Below are 24,198 nucleotides of genomic sequence, written 5' to 3'. Positions count from 1 at the left end.
TCATGCATGTGGCCGCGCGCGGTGCTAAGCGCGAGTGCCAGTCTCGCGTTACAGGCTGCGGCGAATCGCCGCCTCGGCGGCGCGCCGGATCGCCGGCCAGTTGCGGGTGCCATCGGCGCGACGGACGCGCCGGCGCGGCATGCGGGCGCGAACCAGGCGCGCGTGTCGCCATGATCGTGCCGGCGATGGCACGAACACCGCGACCACCTCGCCGTTGAGGCCGGCGCTGCGGTCCACGCGACCGTGCGCGTCGAGTTTTCCGTACAGCGGCTTGGCGGCGTAGTAGCCGAGCAGGCTTGCGTGCGCGTCATCGCCGGCGCGCAGTGGATGGAAGTCGTGTGCGTGCAGCGGGTAGCGGAACCAGTGCGCGAATCCGGGGACTTCCTCGCGCAGATTCTCGGGATCCAGGGAACGGGGCAGGGGCATCGTGCGGGGTCCGTAGGAGCGGCGGGAGCCGCGAGCTTTTTTGAGGAATGGCTCGGGGTCTTCAGGAAAACGCTCGCGGCTCCCGCGACGGACGTGGAAAGCTGCGTTGGTTACTCGCGCAACCTCGGCAGGCCGTGTTCGTCGCGTTCCTCGGTCACAGCGCGGTCGTAGATTGTCTGCCGGAGGTCGCGCTGGGCGGGCAGCCGCTCGATCGTTTCGCCGCGCGCCGCGCGCAGGGCGTTGACGTAGGCGATGCGGGCGCTGGCGTCGTCACCGGCGGCGGCGAAGCCGTGGCCGAACTCTTCCCAGGCTTCGCTGCCGGCGCCCTGCGCCAGGGCGCGGTGCAGGTAGTCCTGAGCCGCTGGCCACTGGCCCTGCGCGCGGGCCAGCCGCGCCAGGGTCAGCAGCAATGCGGGGCTGGCCGGGTGCGCCTGCAGCCAGCGCTGCGCGTTGTCGCGGCGCTGTTCCAGGCGGGCGATCGGAAGGGTGCCGTAGCGCGCGGCAAGGCGCTCGTCCCAGCGCGCGTCGAGCGCCTGCTCGATGCTCTTTGCCGACGCATCCTCCCAGCGCAGGTCGGCGGCGCGGTCGGCGTAGGCGATCACCACGCGCGGCTCGGATTTCAGCGGCTTGGGCAGGGCTTCCCAGCGGTCCGCCAGCACGTTGGCGTCGCCGGCTTCGTGCAGCGACGCCTCGGCCCAGCGGGTTTCCAGCTCGGACAGGCGCGCCTCGGGCAGCGCCTGCTGCTGGCGCATCGGGCCGAGCATGCCGTAGGCCTGCGCGCCCTGGCCGGAGATGGCGAACGCCTCGGCGCGCAGCGCGAGCCCGCGCGGAGGCAACGGCTGCGCGGCCGGTGCGTCGAGCGCGACCAGCGCGTCGGTGGGGCGGCCATCGGCGAGCGCGAGCTCGGCGGCGGCGATCGCGCGCGAAGCGGCGTGGCGTTCGCCCATCGCCTCGACTTGCGCACTCGCGCCGGCGACGTCGCCGCGCGCCAGCGCGGCCTGCGCCGCGGCGCTGCGGGCGACGCCGGCAACCGCGTCGTCGTCGCCCGCGGCCTGTTCCAGCAGCTTCTGCGCGCGCGCGTAGTGGCCGTGGTGCAGCGCCTCCAGGCCGCCGCCCAGCCGCGCGCGCGATTGCCGGTCGCGATGCCCGCGCCAGGCGCGCAGCGGCAGCGTCAGCAGCTTCCACAGCAGCCACAGCGCGAACAGCGTGCCGGCCAGGATCAACAGACCGGCCGCCACCGTGGTGGTGTAGTCCATGCCGCGGTAGCGCACCAGCACGTAGCCCGGATCGGCCAGCAGCAGCTGCGCGAGCAGCGCGCCCACCAGCGCCAGCACGATCCAGAACAGCAAGTTGCGGAACAGGTTCATCGCACGCTCTCCGTGTGTGTCGGTACCGCGTCGACCCGGGCCGCATCCGTGCACGAACGCGTCGAACCGACTTTCCCGGCGCCTCGCCCGCGATGCGGAAGGGCGGCAGGAAGGCACTCGAACAATTCGAGTACCCCTTCTATAACGCGCGCCGCGTGAACCCGGCATCGGGCCGCTGAACGCTTTCGAACCGGCGCGGCGCGTCAGGGCGACGCCGCGCGCATCGCACGCAGCTGCTGGAGGGTGGTGCCCAGCGTCGGCAGGTCGATCGCCAGCGGCAGTTCGCGCAGCTCGCGCAGGCCCGCGCGGCGCTCGCGCAGCTGCGGCGTGTCCGGCCACAGGCGCGTGGTCCAGCCGTCGGCGCGCGCAAGCGCATTGCGGTAGCCGTCGCGGTCGCGACGTTCCGCGGCGGCCTGGGCAAGGGTGAGCTCGAGTTGCAGCGCGGCCAGCCCGGCGGCGCGGTCGCCCGGTTCGATCGCCACCGCGGTGTCGGCGTGGCGCACGTCGATGACGCGAGCAAACGCACGTTGCCACCACGGCAGCGTCGCGTCGTCGCGCGTGGCGACGGTGATCGGCAATGCCGGCAGCGCCGCGGCGAACGCCTGCAGCCGACCGGCTGCGACCGCGCGCGGGTCGGCGCCCAGCGCGTCGACCGCGCTGCGCTCCTGCGCCAGGGTCTGGCGCAGGCTCAGCCAGGCGGGATCATGGATGCCGTCGAGCAGGTTTGCCGCAAGCGCATAGCCGCGGCGCGCGCCGTCGAGGTCGCCGGCCAGCTGCAGGCGCTGCTGGACCAGGCCGAGCACCAGTTCGAGTTCGTCCAGGCGCAGCGCCTGCGCGCCGCTGTGCGTGGGGTCCGCGAGCGCGGAGACGCTGTCCTCGAGCAGCGCCGCGCGCTGGCCGATGCCAAGCAGTTCGTCGCGCAGCACGCGGTTGGTGGCGGTGGCCTGCTGCAGCCGCTGCGCCTGCGCGCGCTGGTCGGCGTGCAGGGCGTCGATGCGCTGTTCGAGCGCGCCGAGGCGCTGGTCGGCCTGCGCTTCGACGTCGCGTGCATGCTGCGTGCGCGCCTGCCACCCGTGCCAGCCGAACCAGCCGCCCGCGGCGAGGACCAGCAGCGCCAGCAGCCAGGCCAGCGCGGAACCGCCGCGGCGGCGCGTGGCGGGAGGTGGAACGGGAGTGCTCAAGGCGTGCGGCCGGTGGCGACTGTGTCGGGGGATGGCGCAAATGCTATCGGATCAGCGCTGCTTCCGGGATCCGGCGGCGGTGGACGCGGCGGCATCAAGCAGGTCGCGCGGGCGCGCGCTGGCCGCGGTGACGATCCCGCTGAAGCCGTTCTCGCCCGCCAGCTGCGCGAGCCGTTCGCTGGCCGCGGCCACGCGCGCGCGGCGCAGCGCGGCGAGGGCGTCGCCGGGCAGGACATCGAGCAGGTGCGCCAATGCCTCGCCGCTGCTCAGCAGCAGCCAGGCGGGCGCGGCGGGCGCCGCCAGCGCGCGCAGCGCCGCGAGCGCGCGCGGCGACGGTGCGATCGGCACGCGTTCGTAGACGTTGGCGCGCAGCACGCGCGCGCCGCGGCGCTGCAGCGCCGGCACGATGCGGCCGCGGCCGCCCGGCGCGGTGACCAGGCCGGCGCTGCTGCCGCGCAGGCCGTGCAGCCCCGGCAGCGCGAGCAGGCCTTCGCTGTCCATCCGCGTGGGCGCGGCGACCTCGTCGATGCCGGCCCGCCGCAGCGCCGCGGCCGTGCCCGCGCCGACCGCGAACCACTGCTGCCCGCGCCGCCGATGCAGCGGCTGCAGCGCCCGCGCCGCGCCGACCGCGGCCGGGCTGGTCACCAGCACCCGGTCCGCGGCCAGCGCGGCGCGCAGGCTGGCGCGGGCCGTGCGGTCGTCGTGCAGGACCAGCTTCCATGGCGACAGCGCCAGCACGCGTGCGCCGTGGGCCGCCGCGGCGCGCCGGATCGCGGCATGCGCGCCCACCGGGCGCAGCGAGATGACGTAGCATCCGGCCAGTGCGGTGGGAGGCGGTGGTCGAGTGCGCATGCGGCCAGCTTGGGCGGTCGCCGGGATGCTCGCAAGCCTCGCTGCATCCGTTTCCACGCAAGACGATCCCTTCCAGCGAGGACCCTGCCGTTGCAAGACCAACCCGCCCTGCGCGCGCTGGACGCCCACTACCAGGCGATGCCGCCGGTGGCGGCGATGCAGCTGCGGATCGCCGGCCATGACGGCGACACGCTGACCCTGGAAGCGCCGCTGGCGCTGCACGTCAACGACAAGGGCTGCGCGTTCGGCGGCAGCCTGGTGTCGCTGATGACGCTGGCGTCGTGGGGACTGGTGACGCTGCACGTGCAACAGGCCGGGCTGGACGCGGACGTGTTCGTCGCCGACAGCGAGGTGCGCTATCTGGCGCCGCTGTTCGCCGACCTGCGCGCGCAGGCGCGGATCGCCGAGGACAGCGCGTGGGGCGACTTCATCGCCACGCTGCGCGAACGCGGCCGCGCCCGGACCACCCTGGTCGCGACCGTGCCGCTGCCCGACGGCGGCGTTGCCACGACCTTGCGCGCGCGCTACGTGGCGATCGCGCGCAAACCGGGGTGAGCCCCACTCGCCGCGCCGGGGTGGCGCGGCCGTTCTGCGATCGCACGCAAGCGCAGGCGCGCCCCGGATTGCTACCCTTGCCGCCACGCCGGGCCCGGGGAGGAGAAACGCGATGCGGATGTTGAAGCACTGGTGGCTGCTGCTGGCCGTTGCGCTGCTGGCTGCGGGCTGCGCCAGCACGGGCGGCAAGGCCGACAAGCTGCACGAAGCGCAGTACGCCTGGTCGGCGGCGATCCGCTGGGGCGACTTCGAGGGCGCCTGGAACCTGGTCGACGCCAAATATCGCGAAGCGCATCCGATGACGGCAGTGGAATTCGAGCGCTACAACCACGTCGGCATTTCCCGCTACCACGACCTGGGCGCACAGACCTTGCCCGACGGCGACGTGGTGCGCGAGATCGACCTGGGCGTGATCAACAAGCACACCATGACCGAGCGCGGCATGCGCTACACCGAGCGCTGGCACTACGACCCCGAGGCCAAGGCCTGGTGGCAGATGAACGGCCTGCCCGACCTGTGGGAAGGCGAATAGGCGCGGGCTCGTCGCCGGCGTCCCGCGCGGGCGCCTGTGCGACAATCGCGGCCCGCCAGTTCCCGGCTTGCCCCGTCAGACCCCGTGAATCCTGAAGAACTGCTGGCCTTCGCCGGCCGCCACGAATTGCTGTCGATCGCGCTGGTCGGCCTGACCCTTGCGATCATCGGCAACGAAATCGCGCAGCTGTTCCGCGGCTACAAGGTGCTGCGGCCGGCCGCCCTGACCGCGCTGATCAACCGCGACAACGCGCTGGTCGTCGACCTGCGTCCGATGGCCGATTTCGAGAAGGGCCACGTGCCGGGCTCGAAGAACGTGCAGATGAGCCAGTTCGATCCCGAAAGCAAGCAGCTCGCGCCGGCCAAGTCGCTGCCGGTGGTGCTGGTGTGCAAGACCGGCCAGACCGCCGCCGGTGCCGCCAGGCGCCTGAAAAAGGCCGGTTTCGAGCACGTGCACGTGCTCGACGGCGGCATCGGCGGCTGGCAGCAGGCCGACCTGCCGCTGGTCAAGGGCCGCGCCAGGGGCTGAGCCCGCGAGGCCGGCGCGAGCCGGGCGTCCCGTGGCGCCATGCCATAATCGGCCTCTTTTCCCGTCTTTTCCTTTCAGCCGGAGTTCCCAGATGTCCGACCAACCCGTCAGCAACGGCGCCGCCGCGCCGGCCTCCAACGGCCCGCAGTTCAGCGTCGAGAAGATCTACGTCAAGGACGTGTCGTTCGAGGCACCGGGCGCGCCGGGCGTGTTCAACGAGCAGGGCCAGCCGCAGCTGCAGATGAACCTCAACCAGCGCGTGCAGCGCCTGAACGACAGCGCATTCGAAGTCGTGCTCGGCGTCACCCTGACCTGCACGTTTGCCGAAGACAGGACCGCCTACCTGGCCGAAGTGCAGCAGGCCGGCGTGTTCGGCCTGGCCGGGTTCGACGATGCCGCGCTCGACGCCATCCTCGGCACCCACTGCCCGAACATCCTGTATCCGTACGTGCGCCAGACCATCGGCGACCTGATTCAGGCCGGCGGTTTCCCGCCGTTCCTGCTGCAGCCGATCAACTTCGAAGCCCTCTACGCCGAAAGCCTGCGCCAGCGCGCCGAGCAGCAGGCCAAGGGCGGCGACGGCAACCTGGCCGCCAGCGAACCGGCCGGCAACGCCTGATCCGCCATGGCGGAAGCGACATCGTCGGTGGTGGTGCTGGGAGCCGGCTCCTGGGGCACCGCGCTGGCTGCACTGATTGCCAGGCACGGTCACCCGACCGTGCTCTGGGGGCGCGACGCCGCGGTGGCCGAGGCGATCGACCGGCGCCACGAAAACCCGCGCTACCTGCCGGGCATCGCGCTGCCTGAAAGCCTGCGCGCCACCACCGACCTGGCCGCCGCGATGCGCGGTGCGGACCTGGTGCTGGTGGTGGTGCCGTCGCACGCGTTCACCGAAACCCTGCGCGCGCTGGCGCCGCTGCGCCCGGCGCACGCCGGCGTGGCGTGGGCGGCCAAGGGCTTCGAACCCGGCTCCGGGCGCTTCCTGCACGAAGTGGCGGGCGAACTGCTCGGCCCGGACGTGCCGCTGGCGGTGGTCACCGGGCCGTCGTTTGCGAAGGAAGTCGCGCTCGGCCTGCCGACCGCGCTGACCGTGCAGGGCGAGGACACCGCGTTCGTGCAGCAGGTCGCCGACGTGCTGCACGGCCCGGAATTCCGCGCCTACACCGGCAGCGACATGCGCGGCGCCGAGCTCGGCGGGGCGATGAAGAACGTGCTGGCCGTGGCCACCGGCGCCGCCGACGGCATGGAACTGGGCCTCAACGCCCGCACCGGCCTGATCACCCGCGGCCTCAACGAAATGCTGCGGCTCAACGCCGCGATCGGCGGCCGCGCCGAAACCCTGATGGGCCTGGCGGGCCTCGGCGACCTGGTGCTGACCTGCACCGGCGACCTGTCGCGCAACCGCCGCCTCGGCCTTGCGCTCGGCCGCGGCCAGACGCTCGAGGATGCGGTGCGCGAGATCGGCCAGGTGGTCGAGTCGGTGCAGACCGCCAACGAAGTCATGCGCCTGGCGGAGCGCCACGGCGTGGAGCTGCCGATCTCGGAGAACGTGCGCGCCGTGCTGCACGGCGACATCACCCCGGCCGAAGCGCTGCAGCGCCTGCTGTCGCGCGAGCAGAAGGCCGAATACCCAGCCGGGTAGCTCGGCCCTCGGGGCGAGAGCCTGCAGTCTCCTGCTTCCTGCTCCCCGCTCTTCTGGAAATCACTCATGCCGCTTATGCCGGCAGACCCGGAGGGCGCTGCATATCCATGCGCGCCGCCCTCCGGGTCTGCCATCGACACAGGTGGTTCGGATCCGTTGAAGCAGAGCCCGTCGGGGCACTTTGTAGGAGCGGCTTCAGCCGCGAGCTCTTGGGGGCCGGGCCGAGGATTGGCGACTCGCGAAAAGCTCGCGGCTGAAACCACTCCTGCGAAAACTCGAAGGCCGAGACATTAAAAAGCCCGGCCATTGCTGGCCGGGCTGGTCGCGATGCGGGGAGAGAGATCGATCGCGGGTAAAACCTTGTCGCTTGATGGTGATGCTGCGGTTACCAGGTCAGGCGCGGACCGACGAACCACTGCGTGTCGCCGTCGGAGAACTTGACGTCGCCGCTCACGCCCCAGTTCTGGTTGAACTTCCACTGCGCGCCGAGGCGGCCGTAGAAGTTGCTGTCATCGGCGAGCAGGCCGTTGCTGTCGTAGTTCTCGTAGCCGGCCAGCGCGTAGCCTTCCAGGTTGTTGGTCAGCGCCGCGCGGGCGCCGGCCTCGACGCTGTAACCGTCGAAGTCCAGGTTGCTGCCGGCGTCGAACTTCTCGTAGGCGATGCGGGTGAGCAGGTCGACCCGCGGCGAGATCTCGTGGTTGTAGCCCACGCCGGCGCGCCACTGGTCGATGTCGATATTGGTGTTGTCGATTTCCTGCTGGTTGAAGGCACCGAACAGGTGGAAATTGGGGTGCACGGCGACCGAGCCGTCGATCGCCCAGCCGTCGGCATCGACGTTGCCGTCGCCGTTGGTGGCGGCGTAGCCGCCCTGGATGTAGTTGTAGGACACGCCATCGGCCGCCGAAGCGCCGGTAGCCAGGGCAAGCGCGGGCACCGCCAGCAGTGCGGCGGCAATCAGGGAGTTCTTCATTCTGGGGGACCCTTCTGGAATCGTTGTTTTTGTAAGGGCCGGCCAGGCGTCAGGGGAGGGAGAGAGACCGTCGGGGAAACGGCGACGCCTGGACCGGTGGCGCGCATTGTCCGCGCGCGGCGCCAACGCACGCTGAATAGTAAACTTGACAGTACAGGAACTTTTCGGTCGCGACCGGGTCAGGCGCCGCCGCGGAACTCCAGCTGTCGCCAGGCTTCGAACACCACCACCGCCACCGCGTTGGACAGGTTGATGCTGCGGTTGTCCGGGCGCATCGGCAGGCGCAGGCGCTGCCCGTCCGGGATCGCGGCCAGCACCTCGTCGGGCAGGCCGGCGGTTTCGCTGCCGAACACGAAGGCGTCGCCCTCGACGAAGCGCGGGGTGTCGAAGCGCACCGCATTGCGCGTGCTCAGCGCGAACAGCCGCGGCGGGGCGATCGCGGCCAGCGCCGCTGCCAGCGAATCGTGCACCTGCACGCGGGCGTACTCGTGGTAGTCGAGGCCGGCACGGCGCAGCTGGCGGTCGTCCATGTCGAAGCCCAGCGGGCGCACCAGGTGCAGGCGCGCACCGGTGTTGGCGCACAGCCGGATCGCGTTGCCGGTATTGGGCGGGATTTCCGGCCGATGGAGGATGACGTCGAACAACTGTTATTCCGGCGCTCTGCGCGCCGGAATAACTGTCGGCGTTGATACGGCCTATCGGCCGCATAACGCCGACAACGGCGCGGGATGGGGAGGATAGCGCGGGGTGGGCGCAACCCCGTAGGAGCGGCGGGAGCCGCGAGCTTCTGATTGCGTCCGTGCAGCGCCGAAAGCTCGCGGCTCCCGCCGCCCCTACGGTCACCAGGGCAGCGTCTCGCCCCGCCAGTCGCGGAAGCTCCCGCTGTCTTCCGGCGCGAGCCCGTCGATCACCGCCAGCAGGCCGCGCACCGAATCGGCCGCCGGCACCGTCGCGTTCGGGCCGCCCATGTCGGTCTGGACCCAGCCCGGATGCAGCGCGACCACGACGATCCCGCGCTCTCGCAGCGCGTGGGCGAGCAGCACGCTGGCCATGTTCTGAGCAGCCTTGCTGATGCAGTAGCTGGGCGTGCCGAAGCGGCCGGCGTTGGTGATCGAGCCCAGTTCGGAGGACACGTTGGCCACCCGTGCGCCGTCGGCCAGCAGCGGCGCCAGCGCCTGGGTCAGCAGCAGAGGCCCGGCGGCGTTGGTGCGGAAGCTGTCGTCGAGGATCGCGGCGGTGACCTTGCCGAAGCGTTCGCCCGAATGCAGGACGCCGGCGCCGTTGACCAGCAGGTCGAGCCGGCCGCCGTCGCCCAGCACCAGCGGCAGTTCGGCGGCCAGCGTGGCGTGCGATCGCGGATCGGCGACGTCCAGCGGCAGCACGTGCAGGCGGCCGGGGTGGCCGCCGGCAAGCGCGTTGAGGGCACTGGCGCGGCCCGGCTGGCGGCAGGTAGCGACCACGCGGTCGCCGCGCGCCAGCAGCTGGCGGACGAATTCCAGGCCGAGGCCGCGATTGGCGCCAGTGACGAGACAGTGGCGGATAATCATGGCACCGAGTCTGTCAGCAATCGCGTTCATGGGCCGTGTGGGCGCGGAGGCGCTCGCAGGAGCGACCGGCCATAAGCGGGGACGAAGCCATCGCAATCGGGCGCCAATCGCGGCCGATGAAGGCATTCCGGACTTGCACCGGCCATGGCGTCCGCGCGCGGATTCGGGCGCCAGCCGGCCTGCCACGACTTGTGGCCTAGTGTTCAGCTGCCGGACAGCCGTTACGATGGTGGAACAATCCCGTCATTCATGCCCCCGCAGGAGCGCCCATGTCGCTTGCCAACCTCCGCCGTCCCCGAGCCGCCGTGCTCGGCCTCGCCCTGGCCACCGTCCTGGGAGGCAGCTTCGCGCCAAGCCTGGCGTTTGCCGATACCGGCCGCGCCGCCGCGGTCGATATCGCCTACGAGCAGTTCACCCTGCCCAACGGCCTGCGCGTGGTGGTCCACACCGACCGCAAGGCGCCGATCGTGGCGGTGAACATCTGGTACCACGTCGGCAGCAAGGACGAGCCGGCGGGGCGCACCGGGTTCGCGCACCTGTTCGAGCACCTGATGTTCAACGGCTCGGAAAACCATCCGGGCGAGTTCTTCGACCCGTTCGAGCTGGCCGGCGCCACCGACATGAACGGCACCACCAACTCCGACCGCACCAACTACTTCGAGAACGTGCCTACCACCGCGCTGGACATGGCGCTGTGGATGGAATCCGACCGCATGGGCCACCTGCTCGGCGCGATCGACCAGAAGACCCTCGACGAGCAGCGCGGGGTGGTCCAGAACGAGAAGCGCCAGGGCGAGAACCAGCCCTACGGCCAGGTCTGGGAGAAGCTCGGCCAAGCGCTGTACCCGGTCGGCCACCCCTATCACCACAGCACGATCGGGTCGATGAACGACTTGAACGCGGCCTCGCTGGAAGACGTCAAGAACTGGTTCCGCACCTGGTACGGCCCCAACAACGCGGTGCTGGTGCTGGCCGGCGACATCGACGTCGCCACGGCGAAGGAGAAGGTCGCAAAGTACTTCGGCGACATCCCGGCCTCGCCGACCATGGCGCAGCCGAAGGTCGACGTGGCGCAGCGTCCGGCCGACACCCGCGAAGTGATGCAGGACAAGGTCCCGCAAACGCGCATCTACCGGGTCTGGAACGTGGCCGAGGTCGGCACCGTCGACATCGACCGGTCGCAGCTGTTCTCGCAGCTGCTGGGCGGCAGCAAATCCTCGCGCCTGGACAAGCGCCTGCTGCACGAGGACAAGCTGGTCGACAGCGTCAGCGCCATGGCCGGCCCGTCGCAGCTGGGTTCCAACTTCTTCATCATGGCCACGGTCAAGCAGGGCGTGGATCCGAAAAAGGTCGAGGCGATCATCGACGAAGAGCTCGACCGGCTGATCGCCGAAGGCCCGACCGCGGCCGAGCTGGCACAGGCCAAGACCATGTTCCGCGCCGGCTTCATCCGCGGCATCGAGCGCATCGGCGGCTTCGGCGGCAAGGCCGACGCGCTGGCCTCGTGCACGATCTATGAAGGCGACCCGGGCTGCTTCCGCAAGGAGCTGGCCAACATCCAGTCCGCCAGCGCCGACGACCTCAAGGCGGTCGGTGCGAAGTGGCTCGGCGTCGGCGACCACACCCTGGTGGTCGAGCCGGGCGAGCGCACCCCGCTGGCCGAGGAGCCCACCGTCAAGCCGGCACCGATGACGCTGCCGCCGGTGGACCCGAAGTACACCGTCGAACCGAGCACCGTCGACCGCAGCAAGGGTGTGCCGGTTCCGTCGAGCTTCCCGGACCTGAAGTTCCCGGAGCTGCAGCGCGCGACGCTGAAGAACGGCTCGAAGGTGATCCTCGCCGAGCGCCACGACATCCCCGTGGTGCAGATGAGCTACGAGTTCAACGGCGGTTCGGCCAGCGATGCCAGGGACACGCTGGGCGCGGCCAGCTTCGCCATGGGCATGCTGGACGAGGGCGCGGGCGACCTGGGCTCGCTGGCCTTCGGCGACCGCGCCGAATCGCTTGGCGCCAGCCTCGGCGCGAGCGCATCGCTCGATGGCAGCAACGCGTACCTGTCGGCGCTGAAGGAGAACCTCGATCCGTCGGTGGCGCTGTTCGCGACCATGCTGCGCCAGCCGCGCTTCGAGCAGAGCGAGATCGACCGGGTCAAGGCCAGCTGGATCGCCGGCATCGCGCAGGAAAAGGCGCGCCCGAACGGCGCCGCCATGCGCGTGCTGCCGCCGCTGCTGTACGGCGAAGGCCATCCGTACGCGATCCCGTTCAGCGGCACCGGTACCGAGGCTTCGATCGCAGCGCTGGGCCGCGACGACCTGGTTGCCTACCAGCACGCCTGGATGCGCCCCGAGAACGCGACCGTGATCGTGGTGGGCGACACCACGCTCAAGGAGATCGTGCCGGTGCTCAACAAGCACTTCGGCGACTGGAAGGGCGAGGGCGCCGCGCCGCAGGCCGTGGCCGTGCCCGAGGTGGCGCGTCCCGGCCAGCCGCGCGTGTTCCTGATCGACCAGCCCGGCGCGGTGCAGGCCAACATCTTCGCCGGCGAGGTGGTGCCGTCGACGATGGATCCGAAGGCGGTGGAGTTCGAGATCGCCAACGACGTGCTCGGCGGCCAGTTCTCCTCGCGCCTGAACATGAACCTGCGCGAAGACAAGCACTGGGCCTACGGCGCCTACAGCTTCGTCTCCGGCGCGATCGGGCAGCGGCCGTGGATGGCGTACGCGCCGGTGCAGATCGACCGCACCGCGGATTCGCTGAAGGAAATGCGCAGCGAGATCGACGGCTATGCCGACGGCAGCAAGCCGGCCACGGCGGCCGAGGTGGAGAAGATCAAGGCCACCGAGATCCGCGGCCTGCCGGGCGCCTACGAGACCGCGCGTTCGGTGCTGTCGACCATCGGCGGCATCGTCCGCTACGACCGCCCGGACGACTACGTGTTCAAGCGCAAGGCCGAGGTTGAATCGCTGACCCCGGCCCAGGTGCAGGCGGCGGCCGGCACCATCGACCCCAAGGCGCTGACCTGGGTGGTGGTCGGCGACCTGGCGAAGATCGAGCAGCCGGTGCGCGCGCTGGGGCTGGGTGAAGTCAGCATCGTCGATGCCGACGGCAAGCCGGTCGCAGCCGGCGACAAGGGCGACAAGGGCGACAAATAAGTCCGCGCGCTTCAGCTCCCTCCCCTGCGAAGGCAGGGGAGGGTCGTGGAGGGGGATGCGCAGGCACCGGTGCGACGTCCAGGAAGTGGCATCAGCACCCCACCCCCTCGCCCAGCCTCATCCTGTTCTCGCAGGGGGAGGGGCAAAGCACGGCCCACGACCGGAACCGCTCGGATCGTGCTGCGCGGCCCGCAACTTGCCGCATTCAGGTGCGGCCACCCACAATGCCGCGTCCCCGCCACGAACGGAGCCTCCATGCGCAGCCTGCCGCTTGCCGTCCTCGCCACTGCAGTCCTCGGCCTGTCCGGCTGTACCTGGGTGCACATGGCGCCCGGCGCCAGCGCGGTGAAAGTGGCGACGGCCGCGCCCGTCGACTGCGAAAAGCGCGGCGAGATCAGCGTGTCTGTGGCCGACAAGGTGGCCCTGGTCTATGAACGCAACGACCTGCGGGTGCGCGAGGAGCTCGAAACCCTGGCCCGCAACGAGGCCCCGGGGATCGGCGCCGACACCATCAGCCCGCTCGGCCCGCCGGCCAACGGCGACCAGAAATTCGCCGCCTGGCGCTGCGCAAACTGAGCATCCGCCCGCCGCGGCGGGGGCCAAGCGGTGCGGGGAGGGGGCGGAGCCGGTAACATAAGTTCCCTTTTGTCCGTAATTCGGCGGCCAGCCCATGCTTTTCCAACACGTTGCCATCGCCGGCCTCGCCCACATCGACGCACCGCGCCGGTTGTCCAGCGACGAGATCAACGCGCGGCTCAAGCCCACCCTCGACCGCCTCGGGATCAAGACCGACGTGCTCCAGGACGTCGCCGGCATCCACGCCCGCCACCTGTGGGACGGCGCGGTGCTCGCCTCCGATGCGGCGACGCTGGCCGGGGTCAAGGCGCTGGCCGACGCCGGCATCGACCCGGACAAGGTCGGCCTGCTGGTCAACACCTCGGTCAGCCGTGACTACCTCGAACCGTCCACGGCCTCGATCGTCAGCGGCAACCTCGGCCTGGGCGACGAATGCCAGAACTTCGACGTCGCCAACGCCTGCCTGGCCTTCCTCAACGGCATGGACATCGCCAGCCGCATGATCGAGCGCGGCGAGATCGACTACGCGCTGGTGGTCGACGGCGAAACCGCCGATCTGGCCTACGAGAAGACCCTCGAGCGCATGACCCGCGCCGATTCCACCGAAGAAGACTTCCGCAACGAGCTGGCCACGCTGACCCTGGGCTCCGGCGCCGCGGCCATGGTGCTGGCGCGCGCCGAACTCGCGCCGGGCGCGCCCCGCTACCGCGGCGGCGTCACCCGCGCCGCGACCCAGTGGAACAAGCTGTGCCGCGGCAACCTCGACGGCATGGTCACCGACACCCGTACCCTGCTGATCGAAGGCGTGAAGCTGGCGCAGAAGACCTTCGTCGCAGCCCGCCAGGCGCTGGGCTGGGTGGTGGAGGAGATGGACGAGTTCGTGATCCACCAGGTCAGCAAGGTGCACACCGCCGCCTTCACCAAGGCGATGGGCATCGACCCGAAGAAGGTGCTGACGATTTTCGGCGAACACGGCAACATCGGCCCGGCCTCGGTGCCGATCGTGCTGTCCAAGCTGCGCGAGATGGGCCGCCTGAAGAAGGGCGACCGCGTCGCCCTGCTCGGCATCGGCTCGGGGCTGAACTGCTCGATGGCCGAAGTGGTCTGGTAGCGGCAGCGCCGCGATCCCACGCGAGGGCCGGTCTGTCCGGCCCTTTTCATGTCGATGACCACGATGGACCTCCCCGACTACCCCTTCACCCCGCAGCGCTTCGAGGTGCGGCCCGGCATCGCGATGTCGTACCTCGACGAAGGCCCGCGCGACGGCGAGGTGGTGGTGATGGTCCACGGCAATCCGTCGTGGAGCTATTACTGGCGGCACCTGGTGCTGGGGCTGCGCGACAGGTATCGCTGCATCGTGCCCGACCACGTCGGCATGGGCCTGTCCGACAAGCCCGACGACGGCGGCGGCGTGCGTCCGCCGGCCGACCCGCGCAGCGCGCGCTATGACTACACGCTGCGTTCGCGCATCGATGATCTCGGCGCGCTGCTGCGCCACGCCGGCATCGACGACGCCACGCCGGTGACGCTGGTGGTGCACGACTGGGGCGGGATGATCGGCTTCGGCTGGGCGCTTTCGCACGCGGCGCAGGTGAAGCGGCTGGTGGTCACCAACACCGCCGCGTTCCCGCTGCCGACCGGCAAGCCGATGCCGTGGCAGCTGTCGCTGGGGCGCGACTCGCGCATCGGCGGCTGGGCGATCCGCCGCTTCAACCTGTTCGCGCGCGGCGCGGCGTGGCTGGGCACGACACGCAGGCTGCCGGCGTCGGTGCGCAAGGCCTATGCCGGCGTCTACAGCGGCTGGGACAAGGCGATCGCGACCCTGCGCTTCATGCAGGACATCCCGCTGCGCGCCGGCGACCGCGCCTGGCCGCTGGTGGACGAAGCAGGCCGCCGGCTGCACGAGTTCGCCGATCGTCCGGCGTTCATCGGCTGGGGCCTGCGTGATTTTGTGTTCGACCGGCATTTCCTGGCCGGCTTCCGCGACGCACTGCCGCGCGCGCAGGTGATGGCGTTCGAAGACGCCGGCCACTACGTGATGGAAGACCGCCACGAGGCGCTGGTGCCGGCGATCCGCGCGTTCCTCGACGCCAATCCGGCATAGCGCGTACGCACGGCGGAAGTCGCGGCGGGAAGCGCCTGCGGCCGCAGGCCGGTCGCGACGTTGCCGTTGCGCGGCGCAGGCAACTTACGCTGCGATCGGCGGCGGTGTGGCGGGCGGCGCGCTGCCGTTGTCGTCCGGATTGCCGCTGCCGTCGTTGGCGGCGGCTTCGCGCCAGGTCCAGTCGGCGGGCGTGAGCGGCAGCAAGCCATGGGCCAGGCGCGCCTTGTCGCACTGTGCGCTGGGCTGGCCGGATTCCCACGAGGCTTCCACCGCCGCGCAGGCGCTGGGTCGCAGCGGGTGGATGCTGCAGCGCGAGCGCACGCCGATGTCCGCGTCCAGTGCAATGCAGCGCGGCTGCGGCTGCGAGGTGCCGCGCATCGCCCGCTCGTGCCGGCGCAGCGGCTCGGTGAGTTCGATCGGCACCGTGCCGCCAAGCGCCGGATCGGCCTCGGACCAGTGGAAGCCGACGCGGAAATGGGCGCAGCAGGCGCCGCAGGCCAGGCAGGGGTGCAGCATGGCCGAGGCCGGGGGCGTGGAGGGAAGCGGATTTTTCTCCCGTCGCGGGTCGCGCGCAAGGGGCGGGCGGCGATAATCCCTCGATGATTCCCGTCTGCAACATCGCCGCCGCGCTGCCGCGGCTGGCCGCCGAGCGTCCCGACCAGGTCGCGATCCGCTGTCCCGGGCGCGGCGGCCGGTACGACATCGCGCTGAGCTACGCACGGCTCGATGCGCGCAGCGACGCCATCGCCGCCGGGCTCGCCCGCCGCGGCGTCGTGCGCGGTACCCGCACCGTGGTGATGGTGCGGCCGACGCCGGAGTTCTTCCTGCTGATGTTCGCGCTGTTCAAGGCCGGCGCGGTGCCGGTGCTGGTCGATCCGGGCATCGATCGGCGCGCGCTGAAGCAGTGCCTGGGCGAGGCGCAGGCCGACGCCTTCATCGGCATCCCGCTGGCGATGCTGGCGCGCACGCTGCTGGGCTGGGCGAAGTCGGCGCGCATGCGCGTGACCACTGGCGCGCATGCGTGGCTGGCCGACACCACGCTGGCACAGGTCGAACGCGACGGCGCCGGCGCGGGCCCGCAGCTGGCCGACACCCGGCCCGACGACGTCGCCGCGATCCTGTTCACCAGCGGCTCGACCGGCGTGCCCAAGGGCGTGGTGTACCGGCACAGGCATTTCGTCGCCCAGGTGGAAATGCTGCGCTCGGCGTTCGGCATGCAGGCCGGCGGCATCGACCTGCCGACTTTCCCGCCGTTCGCGCTGTTCGATCCCGCGCTCGGCCTGACCTCGATCATCCCCGACATGGACCCGACGCGGCCGGCCGCTGCCGACCCGCAGAAACTGCTGGCGGCGATCGAACGCTTCGGCGTCACCCAGCTGTTCGGCTCGCCGGCGCTGATGCGCGTGCTCGCGGAGCACGGCGTGGCGCTGCCGACCGTGCGCTGCGCGACCTCCGCCGGGGCGCCGGTCCCGGGGGAGGTGGTGGCGAAGATACAGGCGCTGCTGCCCGACGACGCGCAGTTCTGGACGCCCTACGGCGCGACCGAATGCCTGCCGGTCGCCGCGATCGAGGGTCGCGAGCTGCTCACGCTGCGCGAACGCACCGAGCAGGGCGCCGGCACCTGCGTCGGCCGCCCGGTGGCGCCCAACGAGGTGCGCATCATCCGCGTCAGCGACGAGGCGATCGAACACTGGTCCGACGAGCTGCTGGTGAAAGCCGGCCAGGTGGGCGAGATCACCGTCGCCGGTCCGAGCGCCACCGACAGTTACTTCAACCGCGAGACGCAGACGCGGCTGGCCAAGATCCATGAGGCGCCATCTCCGCCTTCACCAGGCGAGGGCACGAGCGAGTCGGGCGACCGCGCCCGCGTCGTCCATCGCATGGGCGACCTGGGCTACTTCGACGCGCAGGGCCGGCTCTGGTTCTGCGGCCGCAAGTCGCAGCGCGTGGTCACCGCGCGCGGCACGCTGTGCACCGAGCAGGTCGAGCCGGTGTTCAACGTGCACCCCGAAGTACGCCGCACCGCACTGGTCGGCATCGGCGAGCGCGGCGCGCAGCGTCCGGTGCTGTGCGTCGAGCTGCGCGGCGAGGTCGCGCGCAGCCAGCAGCCGCGCATCGCCGACGAGCTGCGCCACATCGGCGAAGGCTTCGTGCATGCCGCGCAGGTGGAAACGTTCCTGTTCCACCCGCGCTTCCCGGTCGACATCCGCCACAACGCCAAGATCGGGCGCGAAAAACTGGCCGCGTGGGCGACGAAACAACTGCGGAGGCGCGAATGAAGATCCTGGTCACCGGCGGCGGTGGTTTCCTCGGCCGAGCACTGTGCCGCGGCCTGGTCCAGCGCGGCCATGAAGTGCTCAGCTTCAACCGTGGCCTGTATCCGGCGCTCGACCGGCTGGGCGTGCGCCAGCTGCGCGGCGACCTGGCCGACCGCGACGCGGTGGTCGCCGCCGCGCAGGGCTGCGAGGCGATCTTCCACAACGCCGCAAAGGCCAGCGCCTGGGGCAGTTACGACAGCTACCATCGCGCCAACGTGGTCGGCACCGACAACGTGCTGGCCGCATGCCGCACCCACCGCATCGACCGTCTGGTCTACACCTCGTCGCCCAGCGTCACCCACCGCGCGACGCATCCGGTCGCCGGCGGCAGCGCCGACGACGTGCCCTACGGCGAAGGCTTCAAGGCCGCGTACGCCGCCACCAAGATGATCGCCGAAAAGGCCGTGCTGGCCGCCAACGACGCCGGGCTGGCCACCGTCGCGCTGCGCCCGCGGCTGATCTGGGGGCCGGGCGACAACCAGCTGCTGCCGCGCCTGGTCGAACGCGCGAAGGCCGGCCGGCTGCGCTTCGTCGGCGACGGCAACAACGTCATCGACACGACCTACATCGACAACGCGGCGCAGGCGCACTTCGACGCGTTCGAACACCTCGGCCCCGGGGCGGCCTGCGCCGGCCGCGCCTATTTCATCAGCAACGGCGAGCCGAAGACCGTGCGCGAAGTGGTCAACGGCCTGCTGCGCGCGGCCGGCGCGCCGGAAGTGGACAAGACGATTCCGTTCGGCGCCGCCTACGCGGTCGGCGCGGCGTGCGAAGCGCTGTGGTCGCTGCTGCCGCTGCGCGGCGAGCCGCCGATGACCCGCTTCCTCGCCGAGCAGCTGAGCACCACGCACTGGTACGACATGGCGCCTGCAGCGCGCGACTTCGGCTACCGGCCGCTGGTGTCTTTTCACGAGGGGCTCACCGAGCTGAAGCGTTCATGCGCGAACGCGGGCGCCGTCACCCGCTGACGACCGCGGGCTACCGAAGATGATGGCCAACCTCAACGGCCATCTCGGAGCCTTGCATGCTGCACTACGCCATCGTTTTCTTCGTCATCGCCATCATCGCCGCGGTACTCGGCTTCTCGGGCATCGCCGGCGCCGCCAGCAACGTCGCCTGGATCCTGTTCGTGGTGTTCCTGATCCTGGCGGTGGTGTCGCTGCTGCGCGGCAAGCGCGTCTGACGCCGCGCACCGTGTGGACCCGACGGGCCCGTGAAGACGGGCCCGCCTTTGTTTGCGGGCAGTTGCAGAAGCGGCGCTAGTCGCGGGCTTCTGCTGTTGTCCCCTGCGGGGAGGGGTGCGGAGAAGCGTTTGCGAGTCACGGCTCGTGCACGAAGCAACGCATGCCAGCCCTGCTGGCGGGCCTGGCCTGCGACGCAGCCTGGCTTCCCGATCGGCGCGGATCGTGGCCGCTCGCGGCCGGTCGTTCCCGCCTTCGCAGGAGAAAGGGCGAAACCAAGGACCTGGCGCCGAAGCCGTTCCCGCAAGCACGGCTCCCGGACCGCGAGGCCCCCGCGGCTACAATGGGCCATGACCGACGCGCCTTCCCCGACCTCGCCGCTGGATGCCCTGAAGCCCGCAGCCGGGCGGCTGCTGGAAGCCGCGCTCAATCGCGCCGTCGCGCTCGATCCCGACACCCGCGAGGCGCTGCGCGCGCTGGACGGCCGGCGGATCGAACTGGCCTTGCAGTCGCCGCCGCTGGCGCTGCAAGTGCGGGTGGAGGGTGAACGACTCGTGGTCGGTCCGGTCGGAAGGGACAGCGAACCCGACCTGTCCGTGCGCAGCACGCTTGGCGCGCTGCTAGGCCAGCTGCCGGCGCTGCTAGGTTCGCGCCGCGACGATGCGCCGCCGATCGGCGGCATGCGCATCTCCGGCGACGCCGACCTCGCGCGGCGACTGCAGCGACTGGCCGAGCGCTTCGATCCGGACTGGCAGCAGCCCTTCGTCGCGGTGCTGGGCGACGTGGTCGGCGTGCAGGTGGCGAATGGTTTTGCCGGCGCGCTGAAGCAGGCGCGCACGCTGGGCGGCGAGTTCGCCGGCAGCGCCGCCGAGTACGTGGTCGAGGAATCGCGCGACGTGGTCGGCCGTGACGAACTCGACGCCTTCCACGACGACGTCGACGCGCTGCGCGACCGCTTCGAACGCCTGGCCGCACGCGTCGCGCGCCTCGACAGGGCACGCATCGACGGGGCACGGCTCGACGGGGCAGGGATCGACGGAGCGAGGCGATGAAGGGCGCGTTGCGCGCGATGCGCATCGGTCGCGTGCTGGTGCGCCATCGGCTCGACGACCTGTTCGACGACACGCCGGCCGAGCGCTGGCTGAAGCTGATGCGGCCGTTCGTGCCGCGCGCGCCGCGCGAGCTGGCCGCGCAGTCGCGCGGTGCGCGCCTGCGCCTCGCGCTGCAGGAACTCGGGCCGATCTTCGTCAAGTTCGGCCAGATCCTCTCCACCCGCCGCGACCTGGTGCCGCCGGACGTGGCCGATGAACTGTCGCTGCTGCAGGACCGGGTGGCGCCGTTCGACGGCGACGCCGCGCGCCGTATCGTCGAGCAGTCGCTGGGCCGCACCATCGACGAAGCCTACGCCGACTTCGACACCGTGCCGCTGGCCTCGGCCTCGATCGCGCAGGTGCATGCCGCCACGCTGCGCGCGCATGACGGCCACCCGGCGCGCGAGGTGGTGGTCAAGGTGCTGCGTCCGGGCATCAGGCGCCAGATCGCCGCCGACATCGCGCTGCTGAAGAACGTCGCCGGCCTGGTCGACCGCACCCATCCGGCGGCCGACAAGATCCGCCCGCGCGAAATCGTAGCCGAGATCGAGAGCACGCTCGCGGCCGAGCTCGACCTGCAGCGCGAAGGCGCCAACGCCTCGGTGCTGCGGCGGTTCTGGCTGGATTCGGCCGACCTCTACGTGCCCGAGCCGGTCTGGAGCCACAGCGCCGGCAATGCGCTGACGATGGAGCGCGTGCGCGGCATCCCCAGCGACGACATCGAGGCGCTCGACGCCGCCGGCATCGACCGCAAGGCGCTCGCGGCCAAGGGCGTGCGCGTGTTCTATACCCAGGTGTTCCGCGACAACTTCTTCCACGCCGATGCGCACGCCGGCAACATCTGGGTCGACAGCGACCCCGCGCGCCGCGCCAACCCGCGCTTCATCGCGCTGGACTTCGGGATCATGGGCCAGCTCTCCAGCGAGGACCAGTACTACCTCGCCGAGAACTTCATGGCGATCTTCAACCGCGACTACCGCCGCATCGCCGAGCTGCACGTGCAGGCCGGCTGGATGCCGTCGCACATCCGCATCGACGAACTCGAAGCCGCCGCGCGCACCGTGTGCGAGCCGTACTTCACCCGGCCGCTGTCGCAGATCTCGCTGGCCGAAGTGCTGATCAAGCTGTTCCGCACCGCGCAGCGCTACGAGCTGACCCTGCAGCCGCAGCTGATCCTGCTGCAGAAGACCCTGCTCAACATCGAGGGCGTCGGCCGCCAGCTCGATCCGCAGATCGACATCTGGGCGGTCGCGCGGCCGGTGCTCGAACGCATCCTGGTGGAGCGCTACAGCCCGCAGCGGCTGCTCGGCGAGTTCCGCAAGCGCCTGCCGGAAATGGTCACGCACGCACCCGACGTGCCGCGGCTGGTGCACGCCTGGCTGACCCAGCAGGTGGAAGGCAAGCACGAGCTCGCGCTGCGCTCCAAGGACCTGGCCGAACTGGTGCACACCATCAAGGGCGTGCAGCGGCGCACGGTGTCGGCGATCCTGGGCAGTGGCCTGCTGATCGTCGCCACGGTGCTGTACGCGCTGGAAGCCGGCGGCCCGCCGCTGTTCTCGATTCCCGCCGCGGCGTGGATCGCGGGCATCGGCGGCCTGTGGGCCCTGGTTGCCGCGTGGCCGCGGCGCTGAAGCCTGCCTCCCCTGCCGAAGGGCTTTCGCTCCCTCCCCTGCCTTCGCAGGGGAGGGAGCAAGCGCTTGATGTGCTTTTCAGCGACGAGTTCCTCGCCGTCGTCGACAAGCCTGCCGGGCTGATGGTCCACGACAGCAGGCTGGCGCGCGGCGAAACCGACTTCGCCGCCGACCGGCTGCGCGAGCAGTTCGGCAAGCCGATCTTCCTCGTCCATCGCCTCGACCGTGCCACCAGCGGCTGCCTGCTGCTGGCATTCGACCGCGACACCGCATCGGTGCTGGGCAAGACGCTGATGTCGCGCGAGGTGGCCAAGGACTACCTTGCCGTGTGCCGCGGCTGGCCGGCGGAAACGGTGTTCACGGTCGACCATCCGCTCGACGGCGGCCCGGGCAAGCCCGCGAAGAAGCCCGCGCTGACGCGCTTCGAGCGGCTGGCGACGACGGAACTCGACGAGCCCTCGGCGGGCTTTCCCTCCTCGCGCTACGCGCTGCTGCGCGCGCGGCCGGAGACCGGGCGCTTCCGCCAGATCCGCCGCCATCTCAAGCATCTGTCGCACCACCTGATCGGCGACACCAGCCATGGCGACGGCCGCCACAACCGGGCGTTCCGCATGCGCGGCATCCATCGCATGCTGCTGCATGCGCAGTCGCTGGCGTTCGCGCATCCGCTCGATGGCCGCCGGATCGTGGTCGAGGCGCCGGTCGACGCACAGTTCGCGCGCGCGCTGGCGCTGTTCGGCGCTGCCGCCGACCCGCAAGCCGACCAGCCGGCACCATAGGTCGGGGCCACGCCCCCGACACACCGCTGCGGTGCGGTGCGCTACGGCTGCGCCTGCTCCAGCCCTTCGTCGAAGCCGCGCCGAAGATCCTGCAGCGCCGGCATCAGTTGCCGGCCCATCTCGTCCATCGCGTCCTGCGCGGCACGCACGCCCTGTTGCAGGCGCAGGTCACGGCCGGCCGGCGCGTTGCCGGACGACAGCAGTCCGTCCAGCCAGCCGGATTGGCGATCGGGCCGGAAAGCCGGATAGGTGCGATCCGGCCGGTCGCGCACGTCGGCACGGCCATGGGCCTGCCGGTACCGGTCGGGCGCAAGCGGCGCGACGCGATGCCACGGCTGCCTGGAGAGCAGGCCGGTGCCATGCGATGCCGGCCGCGGCTGGGCACGCGCTGGCGCCGCGAAGACCGCGGCCGGGTCCCGCACCTGCGCCCCGTCCACGCGCGCGGGATCCCGTGGCGCCGCGACGGCGGCGGCGCAGGCCAATGCCAGCGCAGTGGTCGTGGACAGGGCCGCCAGCTCGGTCCGGCGCATCGTGCTTGCCTGCATCGCCAATCCTCCCTGATCGAACATCCATCATCGGCTGCAGGCGTGGCCCGGGCAAACCCGCGGCGTGCGCACTTCACGCCCGAAGCGTGCCGGGGTGCGCGCTTCCCGCATCGGCAATTGCGGCGGCCACCTACAATGTCCGGTGGAGGCTCCCATGACCCAGCCGGCGATCACCATCCCGGAGCATGAAATCGTCGAACGCTTCGTGCGCGCCGCGGGGCCGGGCGGGCAGAACGTCAACAAGGTGTCCACCGCGGTGGAACTGCGTTTCGACGTCGCCAACTCGCCGTCGCTGCCCGAACCGGTGCGCGCGCGGCTGCTGGCCCGGCGCGACCGCCGCGTCACCGGCGACGGCGTGCTCGTGCTCAACGCCCAGCGCTTCCGCACCCAGGAGCGCAACCGCCAGGACGCGCGTGAACGGCTCGCGCACTTCATCGAATCCGGCCTGCACGCACCGAAGCCACGCGTCGCGACGCGGCCCACGCGCGCGTCGAAACAGCGCCGCCTCGACGCCAAGCGCGAACGCAGTAACATCAAGCGCGGCCGCGGCGGCGGCAGCCGCGATTGGGAATGAGCGAAGGCGCAAGCCAGGGGAATCGATGACGCCAACGCACGACGACGTGGTCCTGCCACTGCCGCCGAACGCGCCGCGGGTGAAGCCCAGCCGGCTCGCCCGCTGGCTGGGCCGCACGATCCTGAAGCTCGGCGGCTGGCGCATGGTCGGCACCCTGCCGGACATTCCGCGGCTGGTGCTGATCGGCGCGCCGCATTCGTCCAACTGGGACGGGCTCTGGGGATTCGCCGCCAAGCTCGCGCTGGGCGTCGACATCCGCGTGCTGGGCAAGGATTCGCTGTTCCGGATCCCGGTGCTCGGCTTCCTGCTCAGGCGCCTGGGCGTGATCCCGGTGGATCGCCAGGCCGCGCAGGGCGTGGTCGAACAGGCCGCCGCGCTGATCCACGGCAGCGAGAAATTCTGGTACGGGCTGGCGCCGGAGGGCACGCGCAAGCGGGTGGAGCGCTGGAAGACCGGCTTCTGGAAGATCGCCAAGGCCGCCGACGTGCCGGTGCTGCGGATGTACTTCCACTATCCCGACCGGATCATCGGCTTCGGCCCGCTGTTCCACCTGAGCGACGACATGGCCGCCGACATGGCCGCGATCCGCGCGTGGTACCGGCCGTGGGTGGGCAAGCGCCGCGGCACCACCTGAGCGGCGCGCCGCC

Annotated in this window: 26 protein-coding genes; 17 read left to right on the top strand and 9 right to left on the bottom strand. The window is 71.1% G+C overall.

What is annotated here, in order from left to right; all coding sequences use genetic code 11:
* Positions 1 to 48: 48 nt before the first annotated feature.
* The 4 genes from H570_RS17640 to H570_RS0113550 form a co-directional block, all read right to left on the bottom strand.
* Entirely contained in the window at positions 49 to 426 is a 378-nt protein-coding gene (locus tag H570_RS17640) for a hypothetical protein (protein ID WP_036136131.1), read from the bottom strand.
* Between the two features lie 110 nt (positions 427 to 536).
* A complete protein-coding gene (locus tag H570_RS0113560) occupies positions 537 to 1,793 on the bottom strand; it encodes a heme biosynthesis protein HemY (RefSeq protein WP_027081214.1) in 1,257 nt (418 codons plus the stop codon).
* A gap of 203 nt (positions 1,794 to 1,996) precedes the next feature.
* Positions 1,997 to 2,974, bottom strand: coding sequence for a uroporphyrinogen-III C-methyltransferase (locus tag H570_RS0113555; RefSeq protein WP_027081213.1), 978 nt, complete (start codon positions 2,972 to 2,974; stop codon positions 1,997 to 1,999).
* Between the two features lie 51 nt (positions 2,975 to 3,025).
* Positions 3,026 to 3,826 carry a uroporphyrinogen-III synthase gene (locus tag H570_RS0113550; RefSeq protein ID WP_051176397.1) on the bottom strand — a complete coding sequence of 267 codons (801 nt, stop codon included), beginning with the start codon at positions 3,824 to 3,826 and terminating at the stop codon, positions 3,026 to 3,028.
* Between the two features lie 90 nt (positions 3,827 to 3,916).
* Between H570_RS0113550 and H570_RS0113545 the strand changes: the two genes are divergently transcribed.
* From H570_RS0113545 to H570_RS0113525, 5 genes are all read left to right on the top strand, one after another.
* Positions 3,917 to 4,381, top strand: a complete 465-nt coding sequence (locus H570_RS0113545) for a YiiD C-terminal domain-containing protein (RefSeq protein WP_245559599.1) — start codon at positions 3,917 to 3,919, stop codon at positions 4,379 to 4,381.
* A 112-nt stretch (positions 4,382 to 4,493) separates the two neighbouring features.
* Positions 4,494 to 4,913, top strand: coding sequence for a hypothetical protein (locus tag H570_RS0113540; protein WP_027081210.1), 420 nt, complete (start codon positions 4,494 to 4,496; stop codon positions 4,911 to 4,913).
* Positions 4,914 to 4,997: 84 nt separating this feature from the next.
* Positions 4,998 to 5,441 (top strand): rhodanese-like domain-containing protein, encoded by a 444-nt coding sequence (locus H570_RS0113535; protein ID WP_027081209.1) that lies wholly within the window; start codon positions 4,998 to 5,000, stop codon positions 5,439 to 5,441.
* 91 nt (positions 5,442 to 5,532) lie between these two features.
* Positions 5,533 to 6,060, top strand: coding sequence for a protein-export chaperone SecB (gene secB, locus H570_RS0113530; RefSeq protein ID WP_027081208.1), 528 nt, complete (start codon positions 5,533 to 5,535; stop codon positions 6,058 to 6,060).
* 6 nt (positions 6,061 to 6,066) lie between these two features.
* Complete coding sequence (locus H570_RS0113525; RefSeq protein WP_027081207.1) at positions 6,067 to 7,083, top strand: NAD(P)H-dependent glycerol-3-phosphate dehydrogenase; 1,017 nt, start codon at positions 6,067 to 6,069, stop codon at positions 7,081 to 7,083.
* A 385-nt stretch (positions 7,084 to 7,468) separates the two neighbouring features.
* On the opposite strand, the gene H570_RS0113520 is transcribed toward H570_RS0113525, so the two are convergent.
* The 3 genes from H570_RS0113520 to H570_RS0113510 all read right to left on the bottom strand — a co-directional run bounded on the left by H570_RS0113520 (position 7,469) and on the right by H570_RS0113510 (position 9,600).
* Positions 7,469 to 8,053 (bottom strand): porin family protein, encoded by a 585-nt coding sequence (locus H570_RS0113520; RefSeq protein WP_027081206.1) that lies wholly within the window; start codon positions 8,051 to 8,053, stop codon positions 7,469 to 7,471.
* A 179-nt stretch (positions 8,054 to 8,232) separates the two neighbouring features.
* A complete protein-coding gene (locus H570_RS0113515; protein WP_027081205.1) occupies positions 8,233 to 8,697 on the bottom strand; it encodes a tRNA (cytidine(34)-2'-O)-methyltransferase in 465 nt (154 codons plus the stop codon).
* Between the two features lie 195 nt (positions 8,698 to 8,892).
* Positions 8,893 to 9,600: an SDR family oxidoreductase gene (locus H570_RS0113510; protein ID WP_051176396.1), complete on the bottom strand. Its 708-nt coding sequence runs from the start codon at positions 9,598 to 9,600 to the stop codon at positions 8,893 to 8,895.
* 269 nt (positions 9,601 to 9,869) lie between these two features.
* Between H570_RS0113510 and H570_RS0113505 the strand changes: the two genes are divergently transcribed.
* From H570_RS0113505 to H570_RS0113490, 4 genes are all read left to right on the top strand, one after another.
* Complete coding sequence (locus H570_RS0113505; RefSeq protein WP_027081203.1) at positions 9,870 to 12,752, top strand: M16 family metallopeptidase; 2,883 nt, start codon at positions 9,870 to 9,872, stop codon at positions 12,750 to 12,752.
* Positions 12,753 to 13,007: 255 nt separating this feature from the next.
* Positions 13,008 to 13,328: a DUF4156 domain-containing protein gene (locus H570_RS0113500; protein ID WP_027081202.1), complete on the top strand. Its 321-nt coding sequence runs from the start codon at positions 13,008 to 13,010 to the stop codon at positions 13,326 to 13,328.
* Positions 13,329 to 13,422: 94 nt separating this feature from the next.
* A complete protein-coding gene (locus tag H570_RS0113495; protein WP_027081201.1) occupies positions 13,423 to 14,439 on the top strand; it encodes a 3-oxoacyl-ACP synthase III in 1,017 nt (338 codons plus the stop codon).
* Between the two features lie 63 nt (positions 14,440 to 14,502).
* Positions 14,503 to 15,432: an alpha/beta fold hydrolase gene (locus H570_RS0113490; protein WP_027081200.1), complete on the top strand. Its 930-nt coding sequence runs from the start codon at positions 14,503 to 14,505 to the stop codon at positions 15,430 to 15,432.
* Between the two features lie 84 nt (positions 15,433 to 15,516).
* On the opposite strand, the gene H570_RS17635 is transcribed toward H570_RS0113490, so the two are convergent.
* Positions 15,517 to 15,948 (bottom strand): YkgJ family cysteine cluster protein, encoded by a 432-nt coding sequence (locus H570_RS17635; RefSeq protein WP_084500203.1) that lies wholly within the window; start codon positions 15,946 to 15,948, stop codon positions 15,517 to 15,519.
* Between the two features lie 83 nt (positions 15,949 to 16,031).
* On the opposite strand from H570_RS17635, the gene oleC reads away from it, so the two are divergent.
* The 6 genes from oleC to H570_RS17625 all read left to right on the top strand — a co-directional run bounded on the left by oleC (position 16,032) and on the right by H570_RS17625 (position 22,432).
* Entirely contained in the window at positions 16,032 to 17,711 is a 1,680-nt protein-coding gene (gene oleC, locus H570_RS0113480) for an olefin beta-lactone synthetase (RefSeq protein ID WP_027081199.1), read from the top strand.
* Complete coding sequence (gene oleD, locus H570_RS0113475; protein WP_027081198.1) at positions 17,708 to 18,718, top strand: 2-alkyl-3-oxoalkanoate reductase; 1,011 nt, start codon at positions 17,708 to 17,710, stop codon at positions 18,716 to 18,718. Before oleC ends, oleD begins: the two co-directional genes overlap by 4 nt.
* Positions 18,719 to 18,774: 56 nt before the next feature.
* Positions 18,775 to 18,933 carry a DUF1328 domain-containing protein gene (locus H570_RS18675; protein WP_027081197.1) on the top strand — a complete coding sequence of 53 codons (159 nt, stop codon included), beginning with the start codon at positions 18,775 to 18,777 and terminating at the stop codon, positions 18,931 to 18,933.
* Positions 18,934 to 19,281: 348 nt separating this feature from the next.
* Complete coding sequence (locus tag H570_RS17630) at positions 19,282 to 19,983, top strand: ubiquinone biosynthesis accessory factor UbiJ (protein WP_051176395.1); 702 nt, start codon at positions 19,282 to 19,284, stop codon at positions 19,981 to 19,983.
* On the top strand, positions 19,980 to 21,653 hold the full coding sequence (gene ubiB / locus H570_RS0113460) for a ubiquinone biosynthesis regulatory protein kinase UbiB (RefSeq protein ID WP_027081196.1): 1,674 nt from the start codon (positions 19,980 to 19,982) through the stop codon (positions 21,651 to 21,653). The genes H570_RS17630 and ubiB overlap by 4 nt, the downstream gene beginning before the upstream one ends.
* On the top strand, positions 21,596 to 22,432 hold the full coding sequence (locus H570_RS17625; RefSeq protein ID WP_425411565.1) for a pseudouridine synthase: 837 nt from the start codon (positions 21,596 to 21,598) through the stop codon (positions 22,430 to 22,432). Before ubiB ends, H570_RS17625 begins: the two co-directional genes overlap by 58 nt.
* A 41-nt stretch (positions 22,433 to 22,473) precedes the next feature.
* Here H570_RS17625 and H570_RS0113450 read toward each other — a convergent pair whose 3' ends face one another.
* Positions 22,474 to 22,977, bottom strand: coding sequence for a hypothetical protein (locus H570_RS0113450; RefSeq protein ID WP_027081195.1), 504 nt, complete (start codon positions 22,975 to 22,977; stop codon positions 22,474 to 22,476).
* Positions 22,978 to 23,131: 154 nt separating this feature from the next.
* On the opposite strand from H570_RS0113450, the gene arfB reads away from it, so the two are divergent.
* Together arfB and H570_RS0113440 are read left to right on the top strand one after the other, a co-directional pair.
* Positions 23,132 to 23,551 (top strand): alternative ribosome rescue aminoacyl-tRNA hydrolase ArfB, encoded by a 420-nt coding sequence (gene arfB, locus H570_RS0113445; RefSeq protein ID WP_036136127.1) that lies wholly within the window; start codon positions 23,132 to 23,134, stop codon positions 23,549 to 23,551.
* 25 nt (positions 23,552 to 23,576) lie between these two features.
* The gene (locus tag H570_RS0113440; RefSeq protein ID WP_036136124.1) at positions 23,577 to 24,185 is read left to right on the top strand and encodes a lysophospholipid acyltransferase family protein; all 609 of its coding nucleotides are present in this window, start codon (positions 23,577 to 23,579) and stop codon (positions 24,183 to 24,185) included.
* Positions 24,186 to 24,198: the final 13 nt, after the last annotated feature.

This window comes from Luteimonas mephitis DSM 12574 (genome assembly GCF_000422305.1).
Taxonomy (GTDB): Bacteria; Pseudomonadota; Gammaproteobacteria; order Xanthomonadales; family Xanthomonadaceae; genus Luteimonas; species Luteimonas mephitis.
Note: the sequence above shows the minus strand (reverse complement) of the source record. Positions and strands in the feature narration are given on the sequence as shown.